This is a genomic window from Tistrella mobilis, assembly GCF_039634785.1.
Classification (GTDB): domain Bacteria; phylum Pseudomonadota; class Alphaproteobacteria; order Tistrellales; family Tistrellaceae; genus Tistrella; species Tistrella mobilis.
On the sequence record NZ_JBBIAB010000017.1, the window covers coordinates 21,040 to 45,717 of the forward strand.

19 protein-coding genes are annotated in these 24,678 nt (G+C 68.7%); 10 read left to right on the top strand and 9 right to left on the bottom strand.

The features are described 5' to 3' along the window. The first annotated feature begins 24 nt into the window (after positions 1–24). Positions 25–720: a TetR/AcrR family transcriptional regulator gene (locus WI697_RS20555; RefSeq protein WP_345959771.1), complete on the top strand. Its 696-nt coding sequence runs from the start codon at positions 25–27 to the stop codon at positions 718–720. Between the two features lie 57 nt (positions 721–777). Here WI697_RS20555 and WI697_RS20560 read toward each other — a convergent pair whose 3' ends face one another. Next, positions 778–2,505, bottom strand: a complete 1,728-nt coding sequence (locus tag WI697_RS20560; protein ID WP_345959772.1) for an AIPR family protein — start codon at positions 2,503–2,505, stop codon at positions 778–780. Between the two features lie 371 nt (positions 2,506–2,876). Here WI697_RS20560 and WI697_RS20565 point away from each other — a divergent pair, with 371 nt between their 5' ends. The 4 genes from WI697_RS20565 to WI697_RS20580 all read left to right on the top strand — a co-directional run bounded on the left by WI697_RS20565 (position 2,877) and on the right by WI697_RS20580 (position 8,169). After that, positions 2,877–3,557: a response regulator gene (locus WI697_RS20565; protein WP_345959773.1), complete on the top strand. Its 681-nt coding sequence runs from the start codon at positions 2,877–2,879 to the stop codon at positions 3,555–3,557. 77 nt (positions 3,558–3,634) lie between these two features. Next, complete coding sequence (locus WI697_RS20570; protein WP_345959774.1) at positions 3,635–3,925, top strand: hypothetical protein; 291 nt, start codon at positions 3,635–3,637, stop codon at positions 3,923–3,925. Positions 3,926–3,978: 53 nt separating this feature from the next. Further along, complete coding sequence (locus WI697_RS20575; RefSeq protein WP_345959775.1) at positions 3,979–7,218, top strand: PAS domain-containing protein; 3,240 nt, start codon at positions 3,979–3,981, stop codon at positions 7,216–7,218. Positions 7,219–7,287: 69 nt separating this feature from the next. Next, positions 7,288–8,169 (top strand): oxidoreductase, encoded by an 882-nt coding sequence (locus WI697_RS20580; RefSeq protein WP_345959776.1) that lies wholly within the window; start codon positions 7,288–7,290, stop codon positions 8,167–8,169. Positions 8,170–8,207: 38 nt separating this feature from the next. Here the strand turns inward: WI697_RS20580 and WI697_RS20585 are convergent, their stop codons facing one another. Beyond that, complete coding sequence (locus WI697_RS20585; RefSeq protein ID WP_345959777.1) at positions 8,208–9,104, bottom strand: SDR family oxidoreductase; 897 nt, start codon at positions 9,102–9,104, stop codon at positions 8,208–8,210. Positions 9,105–9,247: 143 nt separating this feature from the next. Between WI697_RS20585 and WI697_RS20590 the strand changes: the two genes are divergently transcribed. Next, positions 9,248–10,171: an AraC family transcriptional regulator gene (locus WI697_RS20590; protein ID WP_345959778.1), complete on the top strand. Its 924-nt coding sequence runs from the start codon at positions 9,248–9,250 to the stop codon at positions 10,169–10,171. Here WI697_RS20590 and WI697_RS20595 read toward each other — a convergent pair. After that, the gene (locus WI697_RS20595; protein ID WP_062766567.1) at positions 10,164–10,544 is read right to left on the bottom strand and encodes a tautomerase family protein; all 381 of its coding nucleotides are present in this window, start codon (positions 10,542–10,544) and stop codon (positions 10,164–10,166) included. The two genes, WI697_RS20590 and WI697_RS20595, sit on opposite strands and share 8 nt — an antisense overlap. A 114-nt stretch (positions 10,545–10,658) precedes the next feature. Here WI697_RS20595 and WI697_RS20600 point away from each other — a divergent pair, with 114 nt between their 5' ends. Next, the gene (locus WI697_RS20600) at positions 10,659–11,513 is read left to right on the top strand and encodes a LysR family transcriptional regulator (RefSeq protein ID WP_345959779.1); all 855 of its coding nucleotides are present in this window, start codon (positions 10,659–10,661) and stop codon (positions 11,511–11,513) included. Here the strand turns inward: WI697_RS20600 and WI697_RS20605 are convergent. The 4 genes from WI697_RS20605 to gcvA form a co-directional block, all read right to left on the bottom strand. Continuing rightward, a complete protein-coding gene (locus tag WI697_RS20605) occupies positions 11,506–12,195 on the bottom strand; it encodes a 3-oxoacid CoA-transferase subunit B (RefSeq protein ID WP_345959780.1) in 690 nt (229 codons plus the stop codon). The genes WI697_RS20600 and WI697_RS20605 overlap by 8 nt on opposite strands. Further along, positions 12,192–12,902 (bottom strand): 3-oxoacid CoA-transferase subunit A, encoded by a 711-nt coding sequence (locus WI697_RS20610; RefSeq protein ID WP_062766559.1) that lies wholly within the window; start codon positions 12,900–12,902, stop codon positions 12,192–12,194. The genes WI697_RS20605 and WI697_RS20610 overlap by 4 nt, the downstream gene beginning before the upstream one ends. A gap of 148 nt (positions 12,903–13,050) precedes the next feature. Further along, entirely contained in the window at positions 13,051–13,872 is an 822-nt protein-coding gene (locus WI697_RS20615; protein WP_345959781.1) for a sporulation protein, read from the bottom strand. A 104-nt stretch (positions 13,873–13,976) separates the two neighbouring features. Continuing rightward, positions 13,977–14,906 carry a transcriptional regulator GcvA gene (gene gcvA, locus WI697_RS20620; protein WP_062766553.1) on the bottom strand — a complete coding sequence of 310 codons (930 nt, stop codon included), beginning with the start codon at positions 14,904–14,906 and terminating at the stop codon, positions 13,977–13,979. Positions 14,907–15,041: 135 nt separating this feature from the next. On the opposite strand from gcvA, the gene WI697_RS20625 reads away from it, so the two are divergent. From WI697_RS20625 to WI697_RS20635, 3 genes are all read left to right on the top strand, one after another. Next, positions 15,042–16,079: a DUF1338 domain-containing protein gene (locus WI697_RS20625; RefSeq protein ID WP_062766550.1), complete on the top strand. Its 1,038-nt coding sequence runs from the start codon at positions 15,042–15,044 to the stop codon at positions 16,077–16,079. Between the two features lie 372 nt (positions 16,080–16,451). Next, positions 16,452–17,981 (top strand): L-piperidine-6-carboxylate dehydrogenase, encoded by a 1,530-nt coding sequence (gene amaB / locus WI697_RS20630; RefSeq protein ID WP_345959782.1) that lies wholly within the window; start codon positions 16,452–16,454, stop codon positions 17,979–17,981. Between the two features lie 108 nt (positions 17,982–18,089). Further along, positions 18,090–19,340: a pyridoxal phosphate-dependent aminotransferase gene (locus WI697_RS20635; protein ID WP_345959783.1), complete on the top strand. Its 1,251-nt coding sequence runs from the start codon at positions 18,090–18,092 to the stop codon at positions 19,338–19,340. Between the two features lie 2 nt (positions 19,341–19,342). On the opposite strand, the gene WI697_RS20640 is transcribed toward WI697_RS20635, so the two are convergent. Then, positions 19,343–20,512 (bottom strand): MFS transporter, encoded by a 1,170-nt coding sequence (locus WI697_RS20640; RefSeq protein WP_345959819.1) that lies wholly within the window; start codon positions 20,510–20,512, stop codon positions 19,343–19,345. Positions 20,513–20,592: 80 nt separating this feature from the next. Continuing rightward, positions 20,593–24,072, bottom strand: coding sequence for a hypothetical protein (locus WI697_RS20645; RefSeq protein WP_345959784.1), 3,480 nt, complete (start codon positions 24,070–24,072; stop codon positions 20,593–20,595). Positions 24,073–24,678 lie beyond the last annotated feature (606 nt).

Consider the following 24,678-nt stretch of genomic DNA (forward strand, 5'->3'; position numbering starts at 1 on the left):
ACAGTCAACCGAAGGACGGAATTCATGGCGGGGCGCAGACGCAACGAGCGCGCGGAACAGGTGCGCGAGGCGATCATCCAGGCGGCCGCCCGGACCATCGGCGAAAAGGGTTACGACAAGACCTCGATCGCCCGGGTGGCCGAAGAGGCCGGCATCGCCCATGGCTCGGTCTATCTGCATTTCGAAAACCGCCAGGCCCTGTTCGACAGCCTGCTGCCGACGCTGGGCCGGCGGATGCTGGAGTTCATCCGCCGGCGCACCCGCCACACCCGCACGGTGCTGGAACGCGAACGCGTGGGGCTGGAGGCCAATTTCGCCTATCTCTCCACCCACCCGCATCTGCACCGCCTGACCAACGAGGCCGAATTCTTCGCCCCCGACGCCCACCGCGAATTCTATGACCACCTGGCCGAAGGCTATGTCCGCGCCCTGCGCCGCGCCCATGCCGCGGGCGAACTGCCCGGCTATACCGACGCCGATCTGGAACCCATGGCCTATATGCTGATGGGCGCCCGCGAATTCCTGCTCTCCCGCTACTGCGTCACCGGCACGGAAGTCCGCCCGCTGCCGCAGGAGGTGGAGCGCATCTACATGACCGTCGTCGCCCGCGCCCTTTCCGCCACCACCCCCTTGCCCGACGAGGCGGCACCATCGCCGGAGCATGCCGCGGATGCGCTGCGGGAGGCGGCGGAGACGGATTTTGGGAGGGGGGTGGGCTGACATACAGGCCCCCCTTCACCTGTCTCAAGAGGCTGAGGCATCGACCACGGGCGCGGCTCAGCCCCTGGTGTCAGGCGACGTCTGCACCGGGCCGCCAATGGGAAGATCAATCGAAATCGACCGTCCGCCACGCAGCTTTTCGACCAGATCAGCTCTCCGGAATGTCGCCGACAACTTCTGAAGCGTCGGCTCCGTGGTGGCGAATTCCTCATCCAGTTTTGCCCGAATGGCATCAAGCGCCCGCTGGAAGTACACCTCGCCCTTCTGCTCGACCAGCATATGGGCATCGGCGAAGGTACGATGCGTGAGCCCGGCAAGCGGTTGGCCGAGATCCCCGAGCAGGTACTCCCCCATCAGCATCGCGATGAAACGTGATGCATATTGAAGAAAATCGGGCGCGCCCTCGGGCGGGCGCTTTCGTTTATTCTCGGCAATCCGGAGCAGAAGAACTGCGATGACGACCTGAGGGCCGTTCAAAGCTGGTGTAAAAATGAGATCATAGAATTTCCCGAAATGATCTTTACTCGCAAACCTGGCAGAATGAGGTCGATGCCGCCACACTGCAAGAACCGCCTCGGCCGCAGTGGTACTCGTTATGTCTGAAGGACCTGGTGCATTATCGAAGCGCTGGCGCCTGTACGTATAGCCCAACGGTTGGATACTTTCCGTCAGATTCTTCTGGATCTGATCATTCGATCTCAGGTCGCGCAGCTCGACAGGGCTCTGGCTGTTCGTCGCCTCGGTGATGCGTTGCACAAGTTCTTCGTCATCTACCGGTAGTTCGTATATGCGAACCATGACCTGAGCCGACCCGATCTCCGGTCCAACTTCTTGCTGAATATGCTGAATCGTCTTCGATGTCTGCCCGCCATTGACGATCTGGAGGCCGGTGATCTGCACGATCCAGTCTCTTTCGGACAGCGCATTATAGGCAAACTTGGTGCAAACGATCGTGATGCCGTTATTGTAGAAATAAAACTTCCCGCGCTGGTCCGGATCTTTCAGCGTTGCGGCGATGTTGTCGTTGACCCGCACGGTGAGGCCGAGATAGCGACGGATATTGCGATCCAGAAGCACGTCGCCATGCTCGTCGAACAGGCGCGCCAATTCGAGAACGGACATCCGGCCGACCATCGCGCGCATGAACGCATAGTCTTCGACCAGGGCCCGACCGGACAACTGCACCCGCGTCTGAACGTCCCGTTTCTTGCGAAGCAGACCTACGAGTTCTCCCGGTCCGGCATATTCCCACCGCACCAGGTCCCCGAATCCGGCTTGTCTTATGCGCCCCTCGCATACGTCATTCCACTTTCTGCCGTTATTGCACAAGACAATCCGAACGGCAGGTATATTACCCTCTCTGATCAATGAGCGAATCTCTTCGACCTGACGCTTGAGACGGCGATTGGCCGTGTAGCTTGCGTTCGGATCGAATATGGTCCGAATGGCGCCGAACATCTTATCAATGCCGCCCTCCGGGAACGTACTGTCCCCGTCGAGGCTTCGTTTGTATTTCCCCTGAAGAAGAGTTACCTGAAATTCCCCATCATCCGGACTGCCGAAATAAATGGCATCTATTCCGAAGTCGCCGCCCCCGTCGACCAACCCATCAAGAACTTCATCGTCATCAAGCTCCATGAGCGTCTGCGCGACGAGAAACACGAAGGCGGCCGACTTCAATTTATCCGCATCATTCCTGATGCCCACTTCGGCCTGAAGACGCTCCCCCACGCGGGCAACGACCCCCTCGACGCGCTGATCTATAAGCTGCGCATTAATGCTCATATCTCAACTCCCGCAACGCGTGGTGACCCCGGAGCAAATTCCCGGAGCGGGTCCAGTCAGGCAGTTCCTCAGTTCGCAAAAAATCTATCGGCTGTCAAAGTATAACCGGAGGATCAACGTCTATCCCAGGCTCCGCCGGAGTTGTGCCCTGGTTTCAGCGTAGCCCGCCCCCCGGTCCAGGCAAAGCCACCGGAAAAAGCGCCACCCCTCACAAATATCCGGGAACCCGCAGCGCCTTCGTCGATTGACTGCCTGAGAACAGTCAGATCCATCGGAGAGCGACCATGCCATCTGCCCCGCCCGTGACCACACGTCCCGCCCCGCCTGCCGCCGGTCTTGAGCCGGGGCGGTTAGGCGCCCCCAGGACGCCGGTGAGCGCCGGCCGGCGCGGCCGCGAGGTCGGCGGGGAGCGGCGGATCGATCGGCCTTCGCTGAAGGTTCTGGTGCTGGAGGATGATTTTTATCTGGCCGAGACGCTGTCGGACGATATCCGCAGCTGCGGCGATACGGTCGTGGGGCCGTTTGCGGACATGGACGAGGCCATCCGGCATGTTGCGGCCGCGCAGGTCGCGATTCTGGATGTCAGGATCCGGGATCTGGCCTCGTTCCCGGTGGCGGATTCGCTGGTCCTGGGGCGCGTGCCCTTCGTGTTCCTGACCGGCTATGACAACGACATCTTCCCCGACCGCTTTGCCGGCCGGCCAGTCTATCAGAAGCCGCATCACGCCCGCACGCTGCTGGACGATCTGCATCGCCAGTATGAGGACGGGCGGGACGCGCCGGCGCCCGACCGCGACGGCGGCACAAACGACGCTTCGCACGGCCGCATGGATGATGCGCGAAGCCTGGAAGCGGTGGTATCCGGCCTGCTGCAACGGGCGCGCACCCTGCTGCCCGACCAGAGCGCGGCCGAGCGACTGGTGGAGGCGACGCTGCGCCGGGCGATCACCGAAGCCCGGAGCGGCCGGGCCGGAAGCCCGGAGCCGGCCGCCTGGCTGCACGCGGCGCTGGACGACGAATTCCGCCGGCGCGGGCGGCTTTATCTGCACTGACACGAGGCCGCCGGAGGGATCCGGGTACGGGGTGGCGGGTATCAGGATGGCCACCGCCAGGTGGTCCAGGAGGGTTTATGGTCGATCAGAAAAATGATGGTCCGGCACGGGGCGACGAGGACCGCGCGCGATGGGCGGGTGAGCGATCGGCGCGCGAGCGATGGGCGCGCAATGGCGGGATGGACGGCGAAGCCGGCCCCCTGCGAAGTTCGCGCATACCGGGCCGGACCGAGGTGATTCCGCCGCGGCTGCGGCAGCTGGCGCATGAACTGGCGGATGCGCTGGAAGAGGCACGGCGGCGGCGCGGCCCCGCCGATCAGCCGCAGGGCGCGAAGACGCCCGATGGCGATGAAGGCGAGGAGCGGTGACCCATGCGATGCATATGCCGCTGAGGCATCACACGCCGACGAATGACGGCCGCATGCGGGCGCAGATCGATGCCGGCGACTGGTCGGCAACCGCGATCGGCCCCCAGGCCGGATGGCCGCAGGGCCTGATTTCCGCGATCGGGATCATGCTCGCCGCCCCCCAGCCGATGCTGATCTGGTGGGGGAAGGAGCTGATCCGCTTCCACAACGACGCCTGCATCCCGCTGCTGGGCCTGTACCACCCTGCCCTGTTCGGCGGCCCTGTGGACGAGGACGGGAGGGACGAGGACGGGTCGGATGAGGACGGGTCGGATGATGGCCCCACCACGGACACCGCCGCCTGGCCCGATCTCGGCGCCACGCTGGCGGCGGTGATGGCGGGCGGGGCCGCGATCCGGCGCGAGCGGCTGGAGATGGTCGTCACCCGCGACGGGGTGGCGGAAGAGGTCTGCATGGCCCTGTCGTGCAGCCCGATCCCCGACGGCCAGGGCGGCACCGCCGGGGTGATCGGCATCTGCACCGACGAGACCGGCCGGATGCTGAGCGACCGGCGGCTGGCGGCACTCACCGCCCTGGACGACGGCACCCGGGCCGCCCGGGGCGCGGCCCAGACCGCCGCCGCGATCATCGCCGTGCTGAACGACCAGCCGCGCGACCTGGCCTTTGCCCTGCTCTACAGCCTGGACGGCGACACGCGCACCGCCAGGCTGACCGGCTGCGCGGGGCTTGCGGCCGGAACCGCCGTCACCCCCTGGGAGATGGATCCCGACGGCCCGGCGCAGCCCTGGCCGCTTGCCGCCCCCCTGGCGGGGCGTCGGGGCGCGGTGATCGACCTGGCCGGGCCGGGGCTTGCCGCCGGCCCCTGGCCCGCCGCCTCCACCGCCGCCGAGGCGCCGCGATCCGCCGTCGTTCTGCCGCTGACCGCCGCCACGGACGACCACGGCCACAAGGTCACAGGCTTTCTGGTGGTCGGGCTGAACCCCCGGCTTTCCTATGACGACGGCTATCGCCGCTTCCTGGACCTGCTGGCCCGCCAGGTGGGGCTGACGCTGGCGACGGCGCGGCTGGCCGAGTTGCAGGGCGAGGCCCATAAATACCGCACCCTGTTCAATTCCATCGATGAAGGCTTCTGCACCATCGAAATGCTGTTCGATGCGGACGGAAAGCCGGTCGATTATGTGTTTCTGGAAACCAATGCCGCCTTCGCCCGCCAGACCGGCCTGTCGGATGCGGTGGGCCGGCGGATGCGCGATCTGGCGTCGGATCACGAACAGCACTGGTTCGACATCTATGGTCGCATCGCCCTGACCGGCACGCCCGAGCGTTTCGAGCATCGGGCCGATGCGCTGGGGTTCTGGTACAGTGTCTATGCCTTCCGGATCGGCGAAAACCAGGTCGCGATCCTGTTTCACGACATTTCGGAGCGCAAGCGCCACGAGGCCGAGATCGACCAGAGCCGCCGGCGCTTTCAGGCCCTGGTGATGGCGACCGCCCAATCGGTCTATCGGATCAGCCCGGACTGGCAGCAGATGTCGGTGATGGAGACCGGCCTGCCGCCGCATGTCGCCGAACCCGGCGGAACCTCGCTGGACCATAGCTGGCCCGACCGCAACTGGTTGGACCGCTTCGTTCTGCCCGAGGACCGGCAGATGGTGCAGGGCGCCGTTCAGGCCGCCATCGAGGGCAGCACGGTGTTCGAGCTGGAACACCGCATCCGCCTGCCCGATGGCGGCATCGGCCATGTGGTGTCGCGTGCCGCGCCGCTGCTTGCCCCCGACGGCACCGTCAGCGAATGGTTCGGGTCGGGCACCGACGTCACCGCCCCGCGCCAGGCGGCGGAGAAGCTGCGCGCGACCGAAGAGCGACTGCGGCGCTTCGGCGAGGCCTCGCGCGATGTTCTGTGGATCCGCGATGCCGACAGCCTGCAATGGGTCTATCTGTCCCCGGCCTTCGAGACGATCTACGGCCTTGGCCGCGAACAGGCGCTGACGGGGGATAATTACCGGCGCTGGCTGGATCTGGTGATGGCGGAAGACCGGCCGCGGACCGAGGCGATGATCGCCCGGGTGCGCGGCGGCGACCATGTCACCTTCGACCACCGGGTGATCCGCCCCGGCGATGGCGGCATCCGCTGGCTGCGCAACACCGATTTCCCCATCCCCGACGCCAGCGGCCGGATCGCCTTCATCGGCGGGATCAGCCACGACACCACCGAGGCACGGCGGGTTCAGGACGCGCTGCAAAGCAGCAGCGACCGGCTGGGCATCGCCGTCAAGGTGGCGCGGCTGGGGCTGTGGGACTGGGATCTGGAGGCCGGGCATATCCATTGGTCCGACGAACATTACCTGATGGAAGGCTATGCGGTGGGCGAGGTGACGCCCAGCTACGAGGCCTGGATGCGCCGCATCCACCCCGAGGATCGCGACGAAACCGAGGCCGCACTGCACGAGGCGATGGCCGACGGGAGCGATTTCGTCAGCGAATTCCGCACCCTGCACCCCGATGGCTCGGTGCACTGGATCGCCGGGCGCGGGCGGTTCTTCTATGACGCCGAGGGCCGGCCGGTGCGCATGGTCGGCGCCATGATGGACGTGACCGGCCAGCGGGAATGGCAGGAGCGCCAGAAGGTGCTGCTGGCCGAGCTGCAGCACCGCACCCGCAATCTGATGGGCGTCATCCGCTCGATCGCCGACAAGACCGCCCGGGCGAGCACCGATCTGGGCGATTTCCAGACCCGGTTCCGCGACCGGCTGGACGCGCTGGCCCGGGTGCAGGGCCTGCTGTCGCGGCTGAGCGATCACGATCGCGTCGCCTTCGACGAGCTGGTCCGCGCCGAAATCGCGGTGATGGGCGGCCCCGCCAGCCAGGTGACCCTGACCGGGCCGTCGGAGGTGCGGCTCAGATCCTCCACCGTGCAGGTGCTGGCGATGGCGCTGCACGAACTGGCGACCAATGCGGTCAAATACGGCGCCCTGACCCAGCCAGCAGGGCGGTTGCAGATCTCGTGGCACCTGGCGCCCGCAGGGGACGACGACGGCGGGCCCTGGCTGCATATCGACTGGCGCGAGCGGGGCATCACCATGCCCGCCGCCCCGCCCGGCAGCGACCAGGGGGATGGGGGCCAGGGAGATGGCGGTCAGGGCCGGGCCCTGATCGAACGCGGCCTGCCCTATCAGCTGAAGGCGAAGACCAGTTTCACGCTGGGCCCCGACGGGGTTCACTGCACCATTGCGGTGCCGGTGCCGGTGCCGGTGCCAGTGTCGGGGCCAGTGTCGGCGGGGCCGGCCATCTGATAAAACAGGCCGATCCGGCTGGTCGTCCTGCCCCGACGAGCGCAGCCTGCAAAGCCCGGAGGAACGATCATGACGACGCACAGGACGGCCGGCACGTTCAGGCTCGGCGACCGCATGGTCGACCGCATGGGGTATGGCGCCATGCAGCTGGCGGGGCCCGGCGTCTTCGGCCCTCCCAAAGATCCGGCGGCAGCGATCGCGGTGCTGCGGGCGGCCGTGAAGGCCGGGGTCAACCATATCGACACCAGCGATTTCTACGGGCCCCACATCACCAACCAGCTGATCCGCGAGGCGCTGCATCCCTATCCGGACGACCTGGTGATCGTCACCAAACTGGGTGCCGTCCGGGGCAGTGACGGCGCCTGGCTGCCGGCGCAGGCCCCGGCGGAGCTGGAGCGCGCGGTGCACGACAATCTGCGCAACCTGAAGCTCGACGTGCTTGAGGTGGTCAATCTCAGGATCGTCGAGGGCCACACCCCCGGGCCGGAAGAGGGCTCGATCGAAGAGCGGTTCACGGCACTGGCCCGGCTGCGCGACCAGGGACTGATCCGCCATCTGGGGCTCAGCAACGTTACCGCCGCCCAGGTCGCCGAGGCGCAGCGGATCGCGCCGGTGGTCTGCGTGCAGAACCACTATAACCTCGTCCACCGCGCCGATGATGCGCTGGTCGACCGTCTGGCGGATCAGGGCATCGCCTGGGTCCCCTTCTTCCCGCTCGGCGGCTTCACCCCCCTGCAATCGGCGGCGCTGGCCGAAGAGGCGGCGGCGCTGGGCGTGTCGCCGATGCAGCTGGCCCTGGCCTGGCTGCTGGCCCGCGCGCCCAACATCCTGCTGATCCCGGGCACGTCGAGCCTCGACCATCTGAAGAAGAACCTGGCGGTGCCGTCGCTCGACCTGCCGCGGGACAGGCTGATGGCGCTGGGTGACCGGGTCGCCGGCGAGGCCGGCTGACCCGGTCCGTCAACGATTGCCCTTGTGCACCGCGTTCATCATCGGGCGAAGTAACCCGCCGTGCGGATGTCGTGAAGCAGCCCCGGCCCCGTCGGCACCCAGCCCAGGCTGTCGCGGGTGATCGTGGCCGAGGCCGGCACGTCCATCGCGGCGAAATGGCTGAACCAGGTGAAATGGGCCGGCGCCTCTTCGGGCGTAACCGAACGCAGGGGCAGGCCCAGCCCCTCCCCGATGGCGGTTGCGACCTCGCGGAAGGCGATGCCCGGCTCGGCGACCGCGTGATAGCGGGCGCCGGCCTGCCCCGCTTCCAGCGCCAGGCGATAGAGCCGGGCGGCATCGCCGCGCGCCACCGCCGGCCAGAGATTGGCGCCCTCGCCGATCCAGGCCGAGGCGCCGCGCTGGCGGGCGATATCGATCAGCATCGGCACGAAACCGTGATCGCCGGCCCCGTGGACCGAGGGCGGCAGGCGCAGCACCATGACCCTGGCGCCGCCGGCCAGCGCCTCGGCGGCGGCCTCTTCCGAGGCGACGCGCGGCAGGCTGCCCGATCCGGTGCGCGGGCCGTCTTCTTCGGTGCACAGCCGCCCCTGGGGCAGCACACCGATGCCGGAGGTGACGATCAGCGGCCGGTCGCTGCCGGCAAGCGCCGCCCCCAGCGCCCGCACCGCGGCGCGGTCGATTTCGCAATTGGCGACGTAATTGGTGAAGTCGTGGATGAAACCGGCATGGATCACCCCATCCGCCGCCGCCGCCGCCGCGGCAAGCCCGGCGGTGTCGCGGAGATCCCCGCGGATGGGGGTGACGCCGGCCCGGGCCAGGGACGCGGCCGCATCATCGGACCGGGCCAGGCCCGAAACCCGATGCCCGGCCCCAAGAAGGTCGTGGACGACCGCCGTGCCGACGAAACCCGTGGCACCGGTGACGAAGACATGCATGGCAACCTCGTAAAACTGCAGGATCGGTAAAACACCGAGGCCGCAGGATAGGCCCGGCCCCATGGACGATCCATGCTGCAGCCTCCATAATATCTTCGCGATCGTCCTGTGGCGGCGCTACTCTCCCCCGAAGAGGCCCGGCGATGGACCCGCTCTCCGACAGTCTGTCCCTGCTCCGCCCGAAGAGCTATGTCTCGGCCGGCTTCGATGCCGGCGGCGACTGGGCCGTGCGCTTCGACGACCAGCAGGGCTATATCAAATGCTATGCCATCACCCGGGGCGGCTGCTGGCTGACCGTCGACGGCCTGGCCGATCCGCTGCGGCTGCAGGCGGGGGAAAGCTTCGTGATGCCGAGCGGCCGGTCATTCACCCTGGCGAGCGGGTTGGACCTGACGCCGGTCGCCGCCCGGGAGATCTTCCCGCCCGCGCGCGAGGGCGGCGTGGCGCGGCTGGGCAGCGGCGGCGGCATGTTCCTGGTCGGCAGCCGGTTTGCGGTCGATGCCGGCCGCGCCGGGCTGCTGCTGGCCAGCCTGCCGCCCGTGCTGCATGTTCATGCCCCCGCGGATCGCGAGGCGCTGCGCTGGGCGGTGGAGCGGATGATCGACGAGTTGCACGACCCGCGCCCCGGCAGCCAGCTGATCGCCCGCCATCTGGCCCATATGATGCTGGTCCAGGCGCTGCGCCTGTGCATGACAGAGGGGGCGCCCACCCGCACCGGATGGTTCTTTGCACTTGCAGACCCGCGCATGGCGGCGGCGATCGGCGCCATGCATGCCGATCCCGCCCGGCGCTGGACGGTGCAGGACCTGGCCGCCGCCGCCGGCATGTCGCGATCGGCCTTCGCCGCGCGCTTCCGCGAAACCGCGGGCGAGACGCCGATGGAATATCTGACCCGCTGGCGCATGCTGCTGGCGGCCGACCGGCTGGAGACCACCGGCGACCCGGTTTCGGTGATCGCGCCCGATCTGGGCTACTGGTCGGACAGCGCCTTCAGCACCGCCTTCAAGCGGGTGATGGGCCGCCCGCCCCGGGCGTGGAGCGGGGGCACCTGGCGGCCGATCAGATGAAGGTGGCGAGGCCGTTGCCGGTGGACCAGTTCTCCTTCTGCACCTCGACCAGGTTGATGAACACATCCTGGGGCCTGAGCCCCGGATTTTCGGCCAGAAGCCCGGCCATGCGGCGGTAGAGCGCCTTTTTCTGATCGGTGGTGCGGGTGTTGTTCACCGTCAGCTGGATATAGACCAGGTCGTCGCTGCGCTCGATGCCGAAGCACCGGGCGCCGTAGCGGAAATTGGCGGGCTCGTGTTCGTGGATCGCCATGAACTGATCGTCCTCGGGCACGTCGAACGTGTCGCGCAGGGCCTGATAGACGCCGTCGAAAATGGCCTGGCGCCAGGCCTCGGGCTTGCCTGAGCGCAGCGAGATGTGAACCAGCGGCATGGGGTGGCCTCCTGATCATGTGTGGTGATGGCCCCAAGGCTAGCCCTGCCCCGATCATTTCGATATCCTATGAATTGCGATATCAGAAATGACAATCTGAAATGACAGGACCGCATGGCCGACCGACCGCTCGACCTCGATGCCGTTCAGGCCTTCGTACGCATCGCCGATTACGGCAGCTTCACCCGCGCCGCGGAAGCCGGACGCACCACGCAGTCGGCGATCAGCCTGAAGCTGAAGCGGCTGGAGGAGCGGCTTGGCTGCCGGCTGGTTGAACGCACGCCAAGGCATGTGGAGCTGTCGGCCCGCGGCCTGGCCTTTCTGGAACAGGCCCGCGCCCTGCTGGCCGCCCATGACCGGGCCTGTGCGGCGGTGGCGCCCGCGCGGCGGCATCTGGCCATCGGCATCAGCGACCATGTCGCGGGGCCGGAACTGCCGCTGCTGATCGCGCGGATGAATGCCGAGGATCCGCAGCTGTCGATCGGCATCCGCATCGGATCTTCGGGCGAGCTGCTGCGCGCCTTCGACCGGCGCGAGATCGACACGGTGATCGTGCGTTTCCAGGACGGCCGCGACGATGGCGAGATCATCGCCCGGGAACGCTTCGGCTGGTTCGCCGCCGGCCGCTGGCAGCACCGGCCCGGCGAGCCGCTGCCGATCGCGACCATGCCCGAACCCTGCGGCGTGCGGGTGCTGGCGGGTGCGCTGCTGGATCAGGCGGGCATCGCCTGGACCGAGGTTTTCACCGGCGGCGGCGTGACCGCGGTGGCCGCAGCCGTCACCGCGGGGCTGGGCGTCGCCGCCCTGTCGCCGCGCATGGTGCCGATGGGGGCGGTGGATGTGGGGAAACGGCTGGGCCTGCCCCGCCTGCCGCGGCTGCCGGTGGTGCTGCACAGCCGCGACCAGGAGGGCCAGAGCGCCCGGGCGGTGGCGGCGCTGGTCGCCGCCTACCGCTCCGCAATCAGATGATGGGCCGCAGATCCGCGGCCGGCACCAGCGGCGCGCCGGTAAGGGCGCGGATGGTATCGACCGACACATCCGGCGCATGTTCGCGGAGCAGGAAGCCCGCGGGTGTCACGTCGATGACCGCCAGATTGGTGAAGATGCGGTGGACGACCCCGGCGCCGGTCAACGGATAGGTGCAGGCATCGAGCAGCTTGGGCGCGCCGTCGCGGGTGACATGCTCGGTGATGACGAAGACCTTGCGGACGCCGGCCACCAGATCCATCGCCCCGCCCACCGCCGGCACCGCATCGGCGGCCCCGGTCGACCAGTTGGCGAGGTCGCCATTGGCCGCAACCTGCATGGCGCCCAGAATGCAGATGTCGATATGGCCGCCGCGGATCATCGCGAAACTGTCGGCATGATGGAAGAAGGCGGCACCCGGCAGCAGGGTGACCGGCTTCTTGCCGGCATTGATCAGCTCGGGATCTTCAGCGCCGGGCGGGGGCGGCGGGCCGAAGCCCAGAATGCCGTTTTCGGTGTGATAGATCACCTCGCGCCCGGCCGGCACATGGCCCGCAACCAGTTCGGGAATGCCGATGCCCAGATTGACCACGGCACCGTCGGGGATGTCGCGCGCCGCACGGCGGGCCATGGCATCGCGGGAGATGCCGCGGGGCAGGCTGGTCGGGAGTGTGGTGGCGGTCATGGATACTGCTCCCCCCGGGCGACCAGCACGGATTCCTGCGCCGGATCGGCGATGGCGACCAGCCGGTCGACGAAAATGCCCGGGGTCACGACATGTTCGGGGTCGATGGCGCCGGCCGGCACGATCTCGCGGACCTGGACGATGGCGACCCGGGCGGCCTGGCACATGATCGGGCCGAAATTGCGCGCCGCCTTGTTGTAGACCAGATTGCCCAGCCGGTCGGCGCGCTCGGCCCGGACCAGGGCGTAATCGGCGGTGATCGCCTCTTCCAGCACATAGCGGCGGCCGCGGATGTCGCGCACCTCCTTGCCCTCGGCCAGCACGGTGCCGACGCCGGTGGCGGTGAAGAAGGCCGGAATGCCGGCGCCGCCCGCGCGGATCCGCTCGGCCAGCGTGCCCTGGGGGACGAGTTCCAGCTCGATCTTTCCCGCCCGGTACAGCTCGGGGAAGGTTTCGGAATTGGACGAGCGCGGGTAGGAGCAGATCATCCTGCGCACCCGGCCGGCGCCGATCAGCGCCGCCAGCCCGACCCGGCCATTGCCGGTGTTGTTGTTGACCACCACCAGATCGCGGGCGCCGTGGTCGATCAGCGCATGGATCAGCTCAATCGGGCTGCCGGCCTCGCCGAAGCCGCCGATCAGGACGGTGGCGCCGTCGGGGATGTCGGCCACCGCGGCCGCGGGGTCGGGGACCTGTTTGTCGATCATGGTGCGGGGTTCCGTAAGATGCCGGGAGACCCGCTCATCTCACGGCCGAAGCCGTGCAGGGTCAAGATGATGTGCACGGGCTGCGGTCGATGTTCGCAGACCGCACGGATCCATCTCCGGGAAGGCCCGCTCAGGCGATGATGGGGGCTCAGGCGACGATGGGGCCCTTCAAGCGGTCGATCTCTTCGCGCAGCAGATCGGCGACCGCATCGGCGCCCATGTCGAGCAGTTCGTCGTCGATGTCGAGCCCGACCCGGCCCTCGCGGGCGGCGGTGAACAGGCTGCCGCGATTGTCGACCTCCAGGTCGACATGTACGCCATGGTCGCGGGGCTGGAAGGCGATGCCCACGCACTCCACGCGAACGTCACGCAGCGACATCGGCCGGAAGACGAAGGTCTGGAAAAAGGGACAGGCATCGCCCGGCACATGCTCCACCTCGGCCTCGGCCAGGCGGAAATCCAGGTGTTCCATGGCATCGAGCACCGCACCGGTCCAGCGGTCGGGCAGGATGCGGATGGCATCGCCATCGGCCCCGTCCTGGGCACCATCCACCTCCACCCGCGTGCGCAGCCCGGCGGTGGACACACCCAGCGACAGCGGCGCATGGGCCGGGATCTCGATCGCGAACGGAAGGGCCAGCAGCTGGCCGGGGTCGAGCGTCAGATCGGTGGCGATGGTCTCGGCGGCGATCATGATCAGCCCGTGATGGGGCTCCGGGGCATCTTCCCCCTCGCCCGCCGCCCCCTCGCCCGCCGCCCCCTCAGCTTTCGGCTGCCGGCGCGGATCGGGATGGATCAGGGCCCTGACCACCAGATCCAGCGTCACCCGCGCGATATGCAGGGCGGCAACGCCGCCTTCGACTTCCACCACCCCATCCAGCACCTCCCCCACCCGCACCTCTCTCAGGGCCGGCACGGTCTCCACCGCCAGCGCGGGCGTGCCGGCCGCTCCCAACATCGTCTTGATCATGGCGCTCGATGCTCCGTTGTTCGTTCAGGGCGGATGTGTCCCCGCCTTGTTCAACAACAGTGTGGGGCCGGAAGATCCCGCATACGAGGGACGTCCACGATTTGTTACGACCCGCCCTCGGAATGCCCCGCCGCCCCCACGATCCACCGCCGGAACGCCTCTACCGCCGGCTGGCCGGCCTTGGCGTCGGGGATGACGATCCAATAGGCCTCGTCGGGGACGATGGCGCGGTCGAACAGCACCTCCAGGCGGCCGGTGGCGAGGTCGTCTTCGATCAGCAGGCGGGGCAGAAGGGCGGCGCCGAGGCCCGAGGCGGCCGCCTGGGCGATCATCGCGAACTGTTCGAACACCATGCCGCGCACGGTTTCCGGGGCATCCAGCCCCTGGGCGGCGAACCAGGCCGGCCAGGCGGCCGGGCGGGTGGATTGCTGGAGCAGCGGCAGGCGGGCCAGATCTTCCAGCCGGTCGGGGGCATGGGCGGCCCGCCAGACCGGGCTTGCGACCGGCACGATCACCTCGCGCATCAGGTGGTGCGCGGTGGCGCCGGCCCAGTCGGCGCGCCCGTAATGGATGGCGGCATCGAAAGGGTCGGCCGCGAAATCGAAGGGCGACAGCCTGGTCGAGAAGTTGATCGAGATGTCGGGATGGCGGGCGAAGAAATCCGGCAGGCGCGGCACCAGCCAGCGGGTGGCGAAGGTGGGCAGCGTTGCCAGGTTGAGGATCCGGCCGCGGCCGGCCAGCGCCATCACCCGGTGGGTCGCCTCGCCCAGATCGACCAGGGCGCGGCGGACATCGCCCAGATAGAGCCGGCCGGCATCGGTGAGGGTGACCCGCTGGCGCACGCGCACGAACAGCGCCAGGCCGAGCTGATCCTCGATCTGGCGGATCTGGCGGCTGACGGCACCCTGGGTGAGGTTCAGCTCGGTGGCCGCCCGGGTGAAGCTTTCATGCCGGGCGGCGGCCTCGAAAGCCAGAAGCGCGCCGAGCGAGGGGATGAGCCCGCGCTTCGACGGCAGATCATTCCCGAAACTCATGACCTCCCCATTATTCATCGTTTCCCAAACCGGCCGCCAATATCGCACGATCCCTGACGTCGGGCACCCCCCGCGGCCCGATTTCCGAAACCTCCCCCGCCTGGGCTTTCCGGCCCGTCAGGAATGAGTGTGCAGATGACCGCCCGTGACACGACCGTGCTCCACCGCCTCGTCGCCTCCGTCGCCGGCCCCGCGCGGACCGACAGCCTGATGACCACCATGGTCGTGCATCCGGCGCTGGCCGGCGCCACCGGCGACCGCGCCTCGCGCGCCGTGATCGCCCAGGCGCTGAACATGCTGCTCTTCGCCGATCTGATCGACCGGGTGCCGGCGGCGGCGGCCTATGTGGCCGAACGGGTGGCGGCGGGCGGCACGCTCTGCCACGATCATGGCGCGGTGCGCACGGTGGCGATGGCCGGCCAGGGCGCCCTGCCGGCCGGCGAGGCCGCGATCACCCGCATTCTGGAGCCGCTGGGCTATGCGCAGGTCGGGCATTATCCGCTCGACCGGCTGAAGATGACCGGCCGGTCCTATGCCCAGAAGGACCTGCCCGAAGACATCGCCCAGTTCTTCGTAAGCGAGCTGCACCCCGAACGCTTCGGCCCCGATTTCGAGGCGGCGGTGCTGCGGGTGACCGGCAGCTCGCGCGATCCGCTGACGCCCGCGGCCGCGGCCGCGCTGGACCGGCTGGCTGCGGAAGGCACGCTGGACATCGACACCGCCACCGCCCTGCTGCCGGTGCTGGTCGCCTGTTTCGACCGCCAGCACGACGTGCCGGCACTGGCCGATTACGAGGCGCTGAAGGCGCAGTCGGCGGAAATGGCCTGGATCGCGACCGAGGGCAACGCCTTCAACCACGCCACCGACCGCGTCGCCGATGTCGAGGCCCTGGCCGAGGCCGAGCGCGCCGCCGGCCGGCCGATCAAGGACAAGGTCGAGGTCTCGGCCTCGGGCCGGGTACGCCAGACCGCCTATCGCGCCGCCGAGGTGGAACGCCCGTTCCGGGATGCGGCGGGCGCCACCGTCACCCGCATCGTGCCCGGCAGCTTCTACGAGTTCATCACCCGCGACCCCCTGCCCGAGACGCTGGCGACCGAAACCGGCCGGCGGCTGGATCTGGGCTTCGACAGCAGCAATGCCCAGGGGATCTTCAAGATGACGGCGGCGGCGTAAGAGTCTGTTTGGCCCTCGCCGGGCGGGCGCTGCCGCGCCCTTGGCCGCCGCCGGAGTCTGTTTGGCCCTCGCCGGGCGGGCGCTACCGCGCCCTTGGCCGCCGCCGCAATGGCGGCTGGGCCGATGGGTGGCCATCGGCCCGATGCGGCGGGTTCTGACGTCGGAACGTGAGTTCCAGCCCACAATTTATTGTTTTAACGGCATCATTTCCCCAGGGAATGATCGGGTGCGCCCCTCGGCAGGCACGAATGCCACGTGCCTGCCGCCCCGCCCCGCCCTATGATGCCGCCAGCCCATTGCGCCGGTCGACCTGCCCTGAAGAGGCGGCCCGGCGCGTCCGGACAAGATCACGACCCAGGAGTTCAGAGCGCCATGACCCGCGAGACCGAGACCCGGCTCAGCCCTGCCGACGATGCCCGTGCCGTCCTCGCCCGCCTGGGGGTGGACCCGGCGCGGCTTTCCGGTGGCGACCGCATCGCCCGCTCGCCGCTCGACGGTTCCGAGATCGCGCGGCTGACCGACACCACCCCGGCCGAGGCCGAGGCGGCGATCGCCGGTGCGGCAGAGGCCTTCAAGGCCTGGCGCCTGGTGCCGGCGCCCGAGCGCGGCCGGCTGGTCGCCCTGCTGGGCGAAGAGCTGCGCGCCGCCAAGGAAGATCTGGGCCGCCTGGTCACCCTGGAAGCCGGCAAGGTCCCGGCCGAAGGGCTGGGCGAGGTTCAGGAGATGATCGACATCTGCGACTTCGCGGTCGGCCTGTCGCGCCAGCTCCACGGCCTGACCATCGCCACCGAGCGCCCGGACCACCGGATGATGGAAACCTGGCACCCGATCGGCCCGGTGGGCGTGATCACCGCCTTCAACTTCCCGGTCGCGGTCTGGTCGTGGAATGCCGCACTCGCCTTCGTCTGCGGCGACCCGGTGATCTGGAAGCCGTCGGAAAAGACCCTGCTGACCGCGCTGGCGGTGACCGCCCTGTTCGAAAAGGCGGCCAGGCGCCATGGCAAGGTGCCGGCGGGGCTGGCCTCGCTGCTGATCGGCGGCCGCGAGATCGGCGAAAAGCTGGTCGACGATCGCCGGGTGCCGGTGATTTCGGCCACCGGCTCCACCGCCATGGGCCGCAAGGTCGGCCCCAGGGTTGCGGAACGCTTCGGCCGCGCGATCCTGGAACTGGGCGGCAACAATGCCGCGATCCTGCAGCCCTCGGCCGATCTGGAACTGTCGCTGCGCGGCATCGCCTTTGCCGCCATGGGCACCGCCGGCCAGCGCTGCACCACGCTGCGCCGCCTGTTCCTGCATGGCTCGATCTATGACGGCTTCATCACCCGGCTGAAGGCCGCCTATGCCTCGGTGAAGGTGGGCGACCCGCGCGAGGCCGGCGTGCTGGTCGGGCCGCTGATCGATGCCGATGCCGCCCGCGCGATGGATGCGGCACTGGAAGCGGCCCGCGCCGCCGGCGGCACCGTCCATGGCGGCGAGGTGGTCGAGGTGATGGGCCAGGGCCAGTATCGCCGCCCGGCCCTGGTGGAAATGCCGGCCCAGGCCGATATCGTCCGCCACGAGACCTTCGCGCCGATCCTGTATGTGATGCGCCATGACGATCTGGCCGAGGCGATCGCCGCCCAGAACGACGTGCCCCAGGGCCTGGCCTCGTCGATCTTCACCAACGACCTGCGCGATGCCGAACGCTTCCTGTCGGCCGCCGGATCCGATTGCGGCATCGCCAATGTCAATATCGGCCCCTCGGGCGCCGAAATCGGCGGCGCCTTCGGCGGCGAAAAGGAAACCGGCGGCGGCCGCGAGGCGGGTTCCGACGCCTGGAAGGCCTATATGCGCCGGGCGACCAACACCATCAATTACGGCAGCACCCTGCCGCTGGCCCAGGGCGTCACCTTCGATATCTGATGAGGGGTGACTGATCGCCCCCCATGACGCACAGGCAAGGCGGGTCGCCGCACCAGACGGCACCCGCCTTTTTCTTACCCCCCCGCTCTTCTCCTCCGGAGACCCGACATGTCCATGACCGACACCACCGGCGCCGCCAGGGCGGCCGGACAGGCTTCTTACGGCTTTCGCGCCGCCCGGCGGTTGGGCGGGATCGGCGTGTCGGAGATTCTGGCGATCGGCGCCCGGGCGCAGGCGATGGGCGGGGATGTGATCGTGCTGGCGGCGGGTGAGCCGGACCTGCCGACGCCGGCCCATATCCGAGAGGCGGCCGCGGCCGCGGTGGAGGCCGGCGCCACGCGCTATGCGCCGCTGACCGGTACCGCCGCGCTGAAGGCGGCGATCATCGCCAAACATGCCCGCGACAACCGACTGGATCTGACGCCCGCCAACATCATCGTCGGCTCGGGCGCCAAGCAGGTGATCCACAATGCGCTGATGGCGACGCTGGACGAGGGCCGGGAGGTCATCGTGCCGGCGCCGTTCTGGACATCCTATCTGGACCAGGTGGCGCTGGCCGGCGGGCGGGTCGTTTCCCCCCGCATGCGGGCCGAAGACGGCTTCCGGCTGACGCCTGAGGCATTGTCGGCCGCGATCACCCCGAACACGGCCTGGCTGATCCTGAACGCGCCGTCGAACCCCTGCGGTGCGGTCTATTCGATGAGCGATCTCAAGGCCCTGGCGGCGGTTCTTCGCGACCATCCGCAGGTCTGGGTGCTGTCGGACGACATCTATGAACACATCATCTATGACGGCCGCCGCTTCGCGACCATGGCCGAAGCCGCCCCCGATCTGGCAGATCGGGTGCTGACGGTCAACGGCGTCTCCAAGGCCTATGCCATGACCGGCTGGCGGATCGGCTGGGGGGCCGGCCCCGCGCCGCTGATCCAGGCTATGGCTGCCGTGCAGAGCCAGAGCACATCCGGCGCCGCCACGCCGTCGCAGGCGGCGGCGACCGCGGCGCTGACCGGCCCGCAAACCGTGCTGGCCGATCATCTGGCGGTGTTCGACCGCCGCCGCAGGCTGGTCACCGCCGGGTTGGAGGCGATCGACGGCATAAGCTGCCCGGCCCCCGACGGCGCCTTTTATGCCTTCGCCGACATCCACGGGCTGATCGGGCGGCGCACACGCAGCGGCACCAGGCTCGACGACGATCGCGCCGTGGCGCAGTGGCTGCTGGACGAGGCCCATGTCGCCCTGGTGCCGGGGGCCGCCTTCGGCAGCCCGGGCCATCTGCGCCTGTCTTTCGCAGCCGCCGACGAGGTGCTGCACCAGGCGATCGAGCGGATCGGCGCGGCGGTGGCCGCCCTGCCCGCCTGAGGTCAGCGCCGCCGGAGGTCGGCCAGCGTCAGGGCGAGGCCGAGGCCGAGCCCCGCGGCCAGCACGACCATCGCCCCGGCCGGCCCCGTCTCTGCCAGCCGGACGGTGGCGAGCGGCACGGCCGCCAGGATCGCGACATTGTTCAGGGTTTCGGCCACCGCCAGCACCATGCCCTTGTCAGGCCCGGCACGCGTGGCCAGCACCACCGTCGCCGCCGGCGCGCCGGTGCCGAGCGCCGCCCCCCAGGCCGCCAGGCACAGCAGCGCCGCCCAGAGCGGCAGCGACCAGGCCATGAACAGGGTCACCGCCAGGGCAAGGACCAGGGTTACCAGAACCAGAACCAGCTCCTCGCGGCCGAACAGCCGGCGCAGCCGCCCGGCCGCGAGGTTGCCGAGCCCCAGCCCCAGCCCGAAGGCCGCGACCGTCACCCCCACCGCCGCCGGCCCGAAACCATAGCGCAGCCGCAGCACCTCTCCGGACAGCAGGAAGGCCGCGACGCCGGTGCCGTTCCAGGCGCCCTTGGCGACCAGCGGGCGCAGGATCGACGGGTTGCGCAGCCAGGACCAGCCGGCACCGCCCGCCCGGCGCGGCATCGCCGAGGCACGCCCGGGCAGCCATCTCTGGCCGATGACGAAGGCGGCGGCACAGCCGGCGGCGGTGATCACGAAGGGGGCGGCCCAGCCGATCAGATCGGTGGCGATCCCGGCCATGGCCGGCCCGAAGGCGATGCCGGCGGTCATGCCCAGCATCACCAGCCCCATCGCGCCGGCCTGGCGGTGATGGGGGATCACCTCGGCGATCAGCGCAAAGGCCGTGGGGATCAGGATCGCCGAGGCGATGCCGCCGAAGATGCGGAGCGCCACCGCCACCCCCAGCGTGGGCGCAAGGACGATGGCCAGCCCGTCGAGCGCGAACAGCAGCAGCCCGGTCAGCAGCAGCCGCCCCCGATCCACCCGGTCCGACAGCCAGCCGAACACGGGGGCCGCGATCGCATAGGCGACCGCATAGCCCGAAATCAGCCAGGCCGCCCCGGCCGGCGTGGTGTCGAAGGCCGCCGCCAGAGGTGCAAGCATCGACGACAGCATGAATTCGGTCGCGCCGACGAAGAAGACGGTGACGGCGAGGAGCGGCAGCAGCCGGCGGCCCGCCGACTGCTGCCCTGTAGAGATCATCACGGCCGGACGGTCTTTCTGTTTCCGGTCCCGGCCGCTTGCCCCCGGCCGCACGCCACGATGTCGTGCTGGCGGATCCGTCAGGCAGGCTGGCCGCGGAAGCCGATGGTGAAGGTCACGACGTTGTCGCGATAGGCGCTGACCACGCAGTCCGCCGTCATGCCATAGACCGGCCTGACCAGGTGCCCGGTGGATTTGCAGCCATCCCAGGCCGCGAACAGGGCGCCCGCATCGGTCCCCCCCTCATTGATCCAGATCTGTGCGCGGGCGTTGGTGAGGCTTCCAGCACCCGGGACGCCGAAGGCCACATCGAGCGGGCGGCTGTCGTCGTCGCCGATCTGGAACCGCAGCCAGCCGACGGCATCGCCGTCGGACACCGTGTTCCAGACATAATCGGCGAAGACCCAGCGCGCAGGCGCCGTCTGGTGGGCGGGGATCTGGTCGACCGGCCAGGCGGCAAAGCCGCCGCGCAGGCCCTTGCGATCGGTCAGCCGGATCGTCACCGCGCTTTCGTTGTAGATGATCACCCGGCAGGCATAGCGGCCGCCGAAGGCCAGGCTGTAGAGCCAGGTACGGTCATTGGCGCTGGCCCAGTCGGGCAGCAGCTGCGGCCAGTGGTCGGGCTGGCCGGGGTCGATCAGCTGGAAGCGGGCGAAACTGCTCTCGGCCGGGCTCTGCACCCGAAGCGGCTGGGTTGCATGCGGGTCGGTATCGCAGCCGGGGGTGAACAGGCCGGCAATGCGCCCCGTCGACGCCAGGACCAGCCGTTCGCCCCGGGCATCATACCGCCAGAGCTGATCGCTGTTGCGGGCCTCGTCTTGCGGGGCCAGAACCAGCGTGCCGTTGCGATGGGTCAGGCACACCCGCCCGGGGGCATCTTCCGACTGCGCCGGGAACAGGCGGCCGGCACCATCGGTCGTCCAGACCTGGTGCCGCCCGATGACGAGGCGGGCGAGCACCGCCCGGTGCCCGTCGAGATGGCCGTCGCCGGTACCTTCGATCGACAGCGCCATATCGGCATTCACGGCCAGCGCCGCCGCCGGGTCTGCGGCCCGCCGGGCGATGATGCAGAACGGGGTTTTGATGGTCAACCCCGTCCCGGGACGGGCATCCTCTGCCTTGCGGCGATCGCGCGCCAGATAGGGATCGCGCGTCGCATCGGCCCCGTCCGACGTCTTCAGCAGGGCCGTCAACTCTTCGGGCGACAGCGGATCGACCATCCAGAGATCCGACAGACGGAAGGACCCGGTGACGGCCGGATCGAAACGCCCCACGGCGGTCAGCCCGGCGTCCAGGCCGGTATTGATCAGATGGCCGGCGGCGGTGAGTGTCCAGCTCTGATAGGGCGCGGTGTCGAGGACGGTGATCGCCGGTTTGAACCGGTCCGCCGGCGGCCGGCCGGCCGGGCCGGTTACGACATCGTCGGTCAGTGCAGTCAGGGCGAATTCGGCCGTGGCGGAACAGGGATAGGCGATGATCTGACCCAGGCCGTTTTCATACCAGAGCTGCGACGCCGGATCGGCCTTCACGCCGGCATCGCGCAGCCCGACCTCGACGCCATTGCCCGGCTGATCCATCAGCAGCGACAGCAGCTTGTCGGGCTCCATGCGGTTGCGGATGCGGAAATAGACCGGGCGCGCGCTTTCGCCGGCAATCCGGCGATACTCGTTGTAGAACAGGAAATGGGCGCCCTTCGCCTGCAGCTCCTGCACCGTATGGCGGCTGGCATAGTCGCGCAGCACCGCCCGGCAGCGCCGCGCCAGATCACGCGGCAGCAGATCGATGCTGGGCATCGGATCATCCTGCATCACCGCCGACCAACGCCGGTAATTGCCGAGAGATTTCGCCCATTCGCCGGCATCGGACAGAAACTGCCCCTCGCCGCCCACAGCACTCAGGGTCAGGCCCTGACGCTCGGCGGCGGCCAGCGCCCGCGACTGCTCGCGGGTGGCATCCCTCATCTCGGCCGCCGCCTGCGCCGTGCCGACCCCCAGATGCGACACCTCTGCCTTCACGCCCACCGACAGGCTGCGGGTGACATCGGCCGTGCCCTCGGTCGCCGACAGGGTCTGCACCCGGGTGCCGAACAGCCGGCCGCCGACCAGGGTGCGGCGGGCGACGAAATGGCCATAGATCGCCAGCACCGCCATCAGCCGCTCGGCCGGGTCGATCAGCTCCGGCCAGGGATCGATGTCGGCCGGGCCGGCAGGATCGAGCGCCGCCGTCACCGCCGCCAGGAAATCCGGCGCCGCCGCGGGGGTCCGGTCGTCGAAGGACAGTTCCACCCTGGGCAGGAAATAGCTGGTGACGACGAACACCGTCTTGCCGGCCTCGGCCGTTGTGGTCTCTGACCGCCGGCCGATGCCGACACCCACCCCGACGCCACCCTGGAAGGACGGCTTGCCGACCGCGGCGGTCATCGACATCGACAGGCCGAACACGCCGTTGCGCTGCGCCTGATGGACCTGTTCGGAATAGGTGTAGCTGGTCTCGTAATAGCCCGAAAGCTGCGGCTTCAGATAGAACAGCCGGGTCGGCCCGGTGGGGGCGGCCGGTCGGGAGGCTACAGGCGGTGCGCCGGCCGCAGGTTTGGCAGCGGCCGCAGCTTCGCCCGCCGGCTCGGATCTGGTGGGCGCCTCGGGCCTGATGGGCATCTCGGGCCTGGCGGCCTGCTGGCCGGTGGACGTGATCAACGCCGCCGCGGCGGCCGCCATCAGTGCGGTTTCGGTCGCCCCCCTGCCCTTGTCCGGATCGGCCGGTTTCGCATCCGACAGCCCGGCCAGCCGGCGGCGCATGACCGCATCGCCCCGCAGATCCAGCCGGTAGAGCACGTCGCGGAAGCTGCGAGCGGCCACTTCACTGCGGCTGTGGTCGATCACGATGCCCCGATAGAAGCCGATCCGGTCCAGCAGATCATCGCGCTGGGCAAGGTTGAGCGTGAAGAAATCCGAATGGTCGGCCGCAAGCGTGCCGCCGCCGGCGGTGAAGACGCGGGTTGCGGCCTCGGCAGTGAAGTCGCGCCTGGCAAGCGGCGTCTCGGCCATGGCGGTTGCGATCTGCGCGGTCGGATCGGGCACCGTTACCCGCAGCCGGTCCAGCAGCTTCTGCCGGTCGTCCAGCGCCTCGCGGCCGCGCTCCTCGCGCCGGCGCATCGCCGCCTCGGCATGGTCTTCCACCGCGCGATCGGCATCCAGTTTCGCCTTGCGGGCGGTGAGCACCGCGGTGTCGCTGGCCAGCATCTCGATCTCGGCCTTGTCGGCCGCCAGCTTGCGGATGCGCGGTTCTGCCGCGGGAATGTCGGAAATGCAGGTCACGGTCAGGCTGGACCGGCCGTCATCGGGGTAGTCGGCGGTGAAGACCTCCTGATAGGGCCGGTCTTCCGCCGCTTGCGACAGCGGCTCTCCGTTGGCCGCCCGGAACCGGCAGTTTTCGGGGATCCCGGCCAGAACCAGCCGCTGCCGGACCGCCGCCACAGTATCCCCCAGCTTGAGGTCGATATCGACCTCGCGGCTGGACACCGGATCGCCGTTCAGGTCGACCCATTTGACGATGCACAGCATGGCGTGCTCCTTCGGCCCCATAGCCAATCGTGTTATCATATATGAACATGATAGGATGTGGCCGGGTGCTGTCCATCGCTATATGCAGCAGTCTCCGTGAATTTTTTACCTGTAACGATCCCGCCTTGTCAGGCAGGGTACGGCGGTCGTCCTATGGCACCGCTCCGGCCCCGGTTCTGTTCGGGCTTGGGAACATGACTACCCGCGCCGGGGTACGGATCCCCCCGACTGCGTGCCTCCGCACCCACGAGATCGGCGCTGGCGACAGGACTGGGCCGTCCGCGAGGATCAAAAAACCCGACCAACCTTTTGATAATGAGATCATCATGTAATTCCCGTGGCGTGTAACCGCGACGAAAACGACGTCTCAGCTTTTCTGATTGTCGGAAAAGACCAACCCATTGAAACTTTTAATTTAGCCTTGAAAGCGAACCTGCTCAAGATCCTCGTCGAAGAGATTGAGAACGCAGTGGTTAATCGGCATTTGTAGGTAGACAGGCCTTCTGCTGCGGGAGTCGATCGCACGAATAACAAGCGTCAATCGAGAATATACAATAGGCTGATTTTTTGCCATCAAAATTTCTAGAAATATTTTCTAGACTTTAA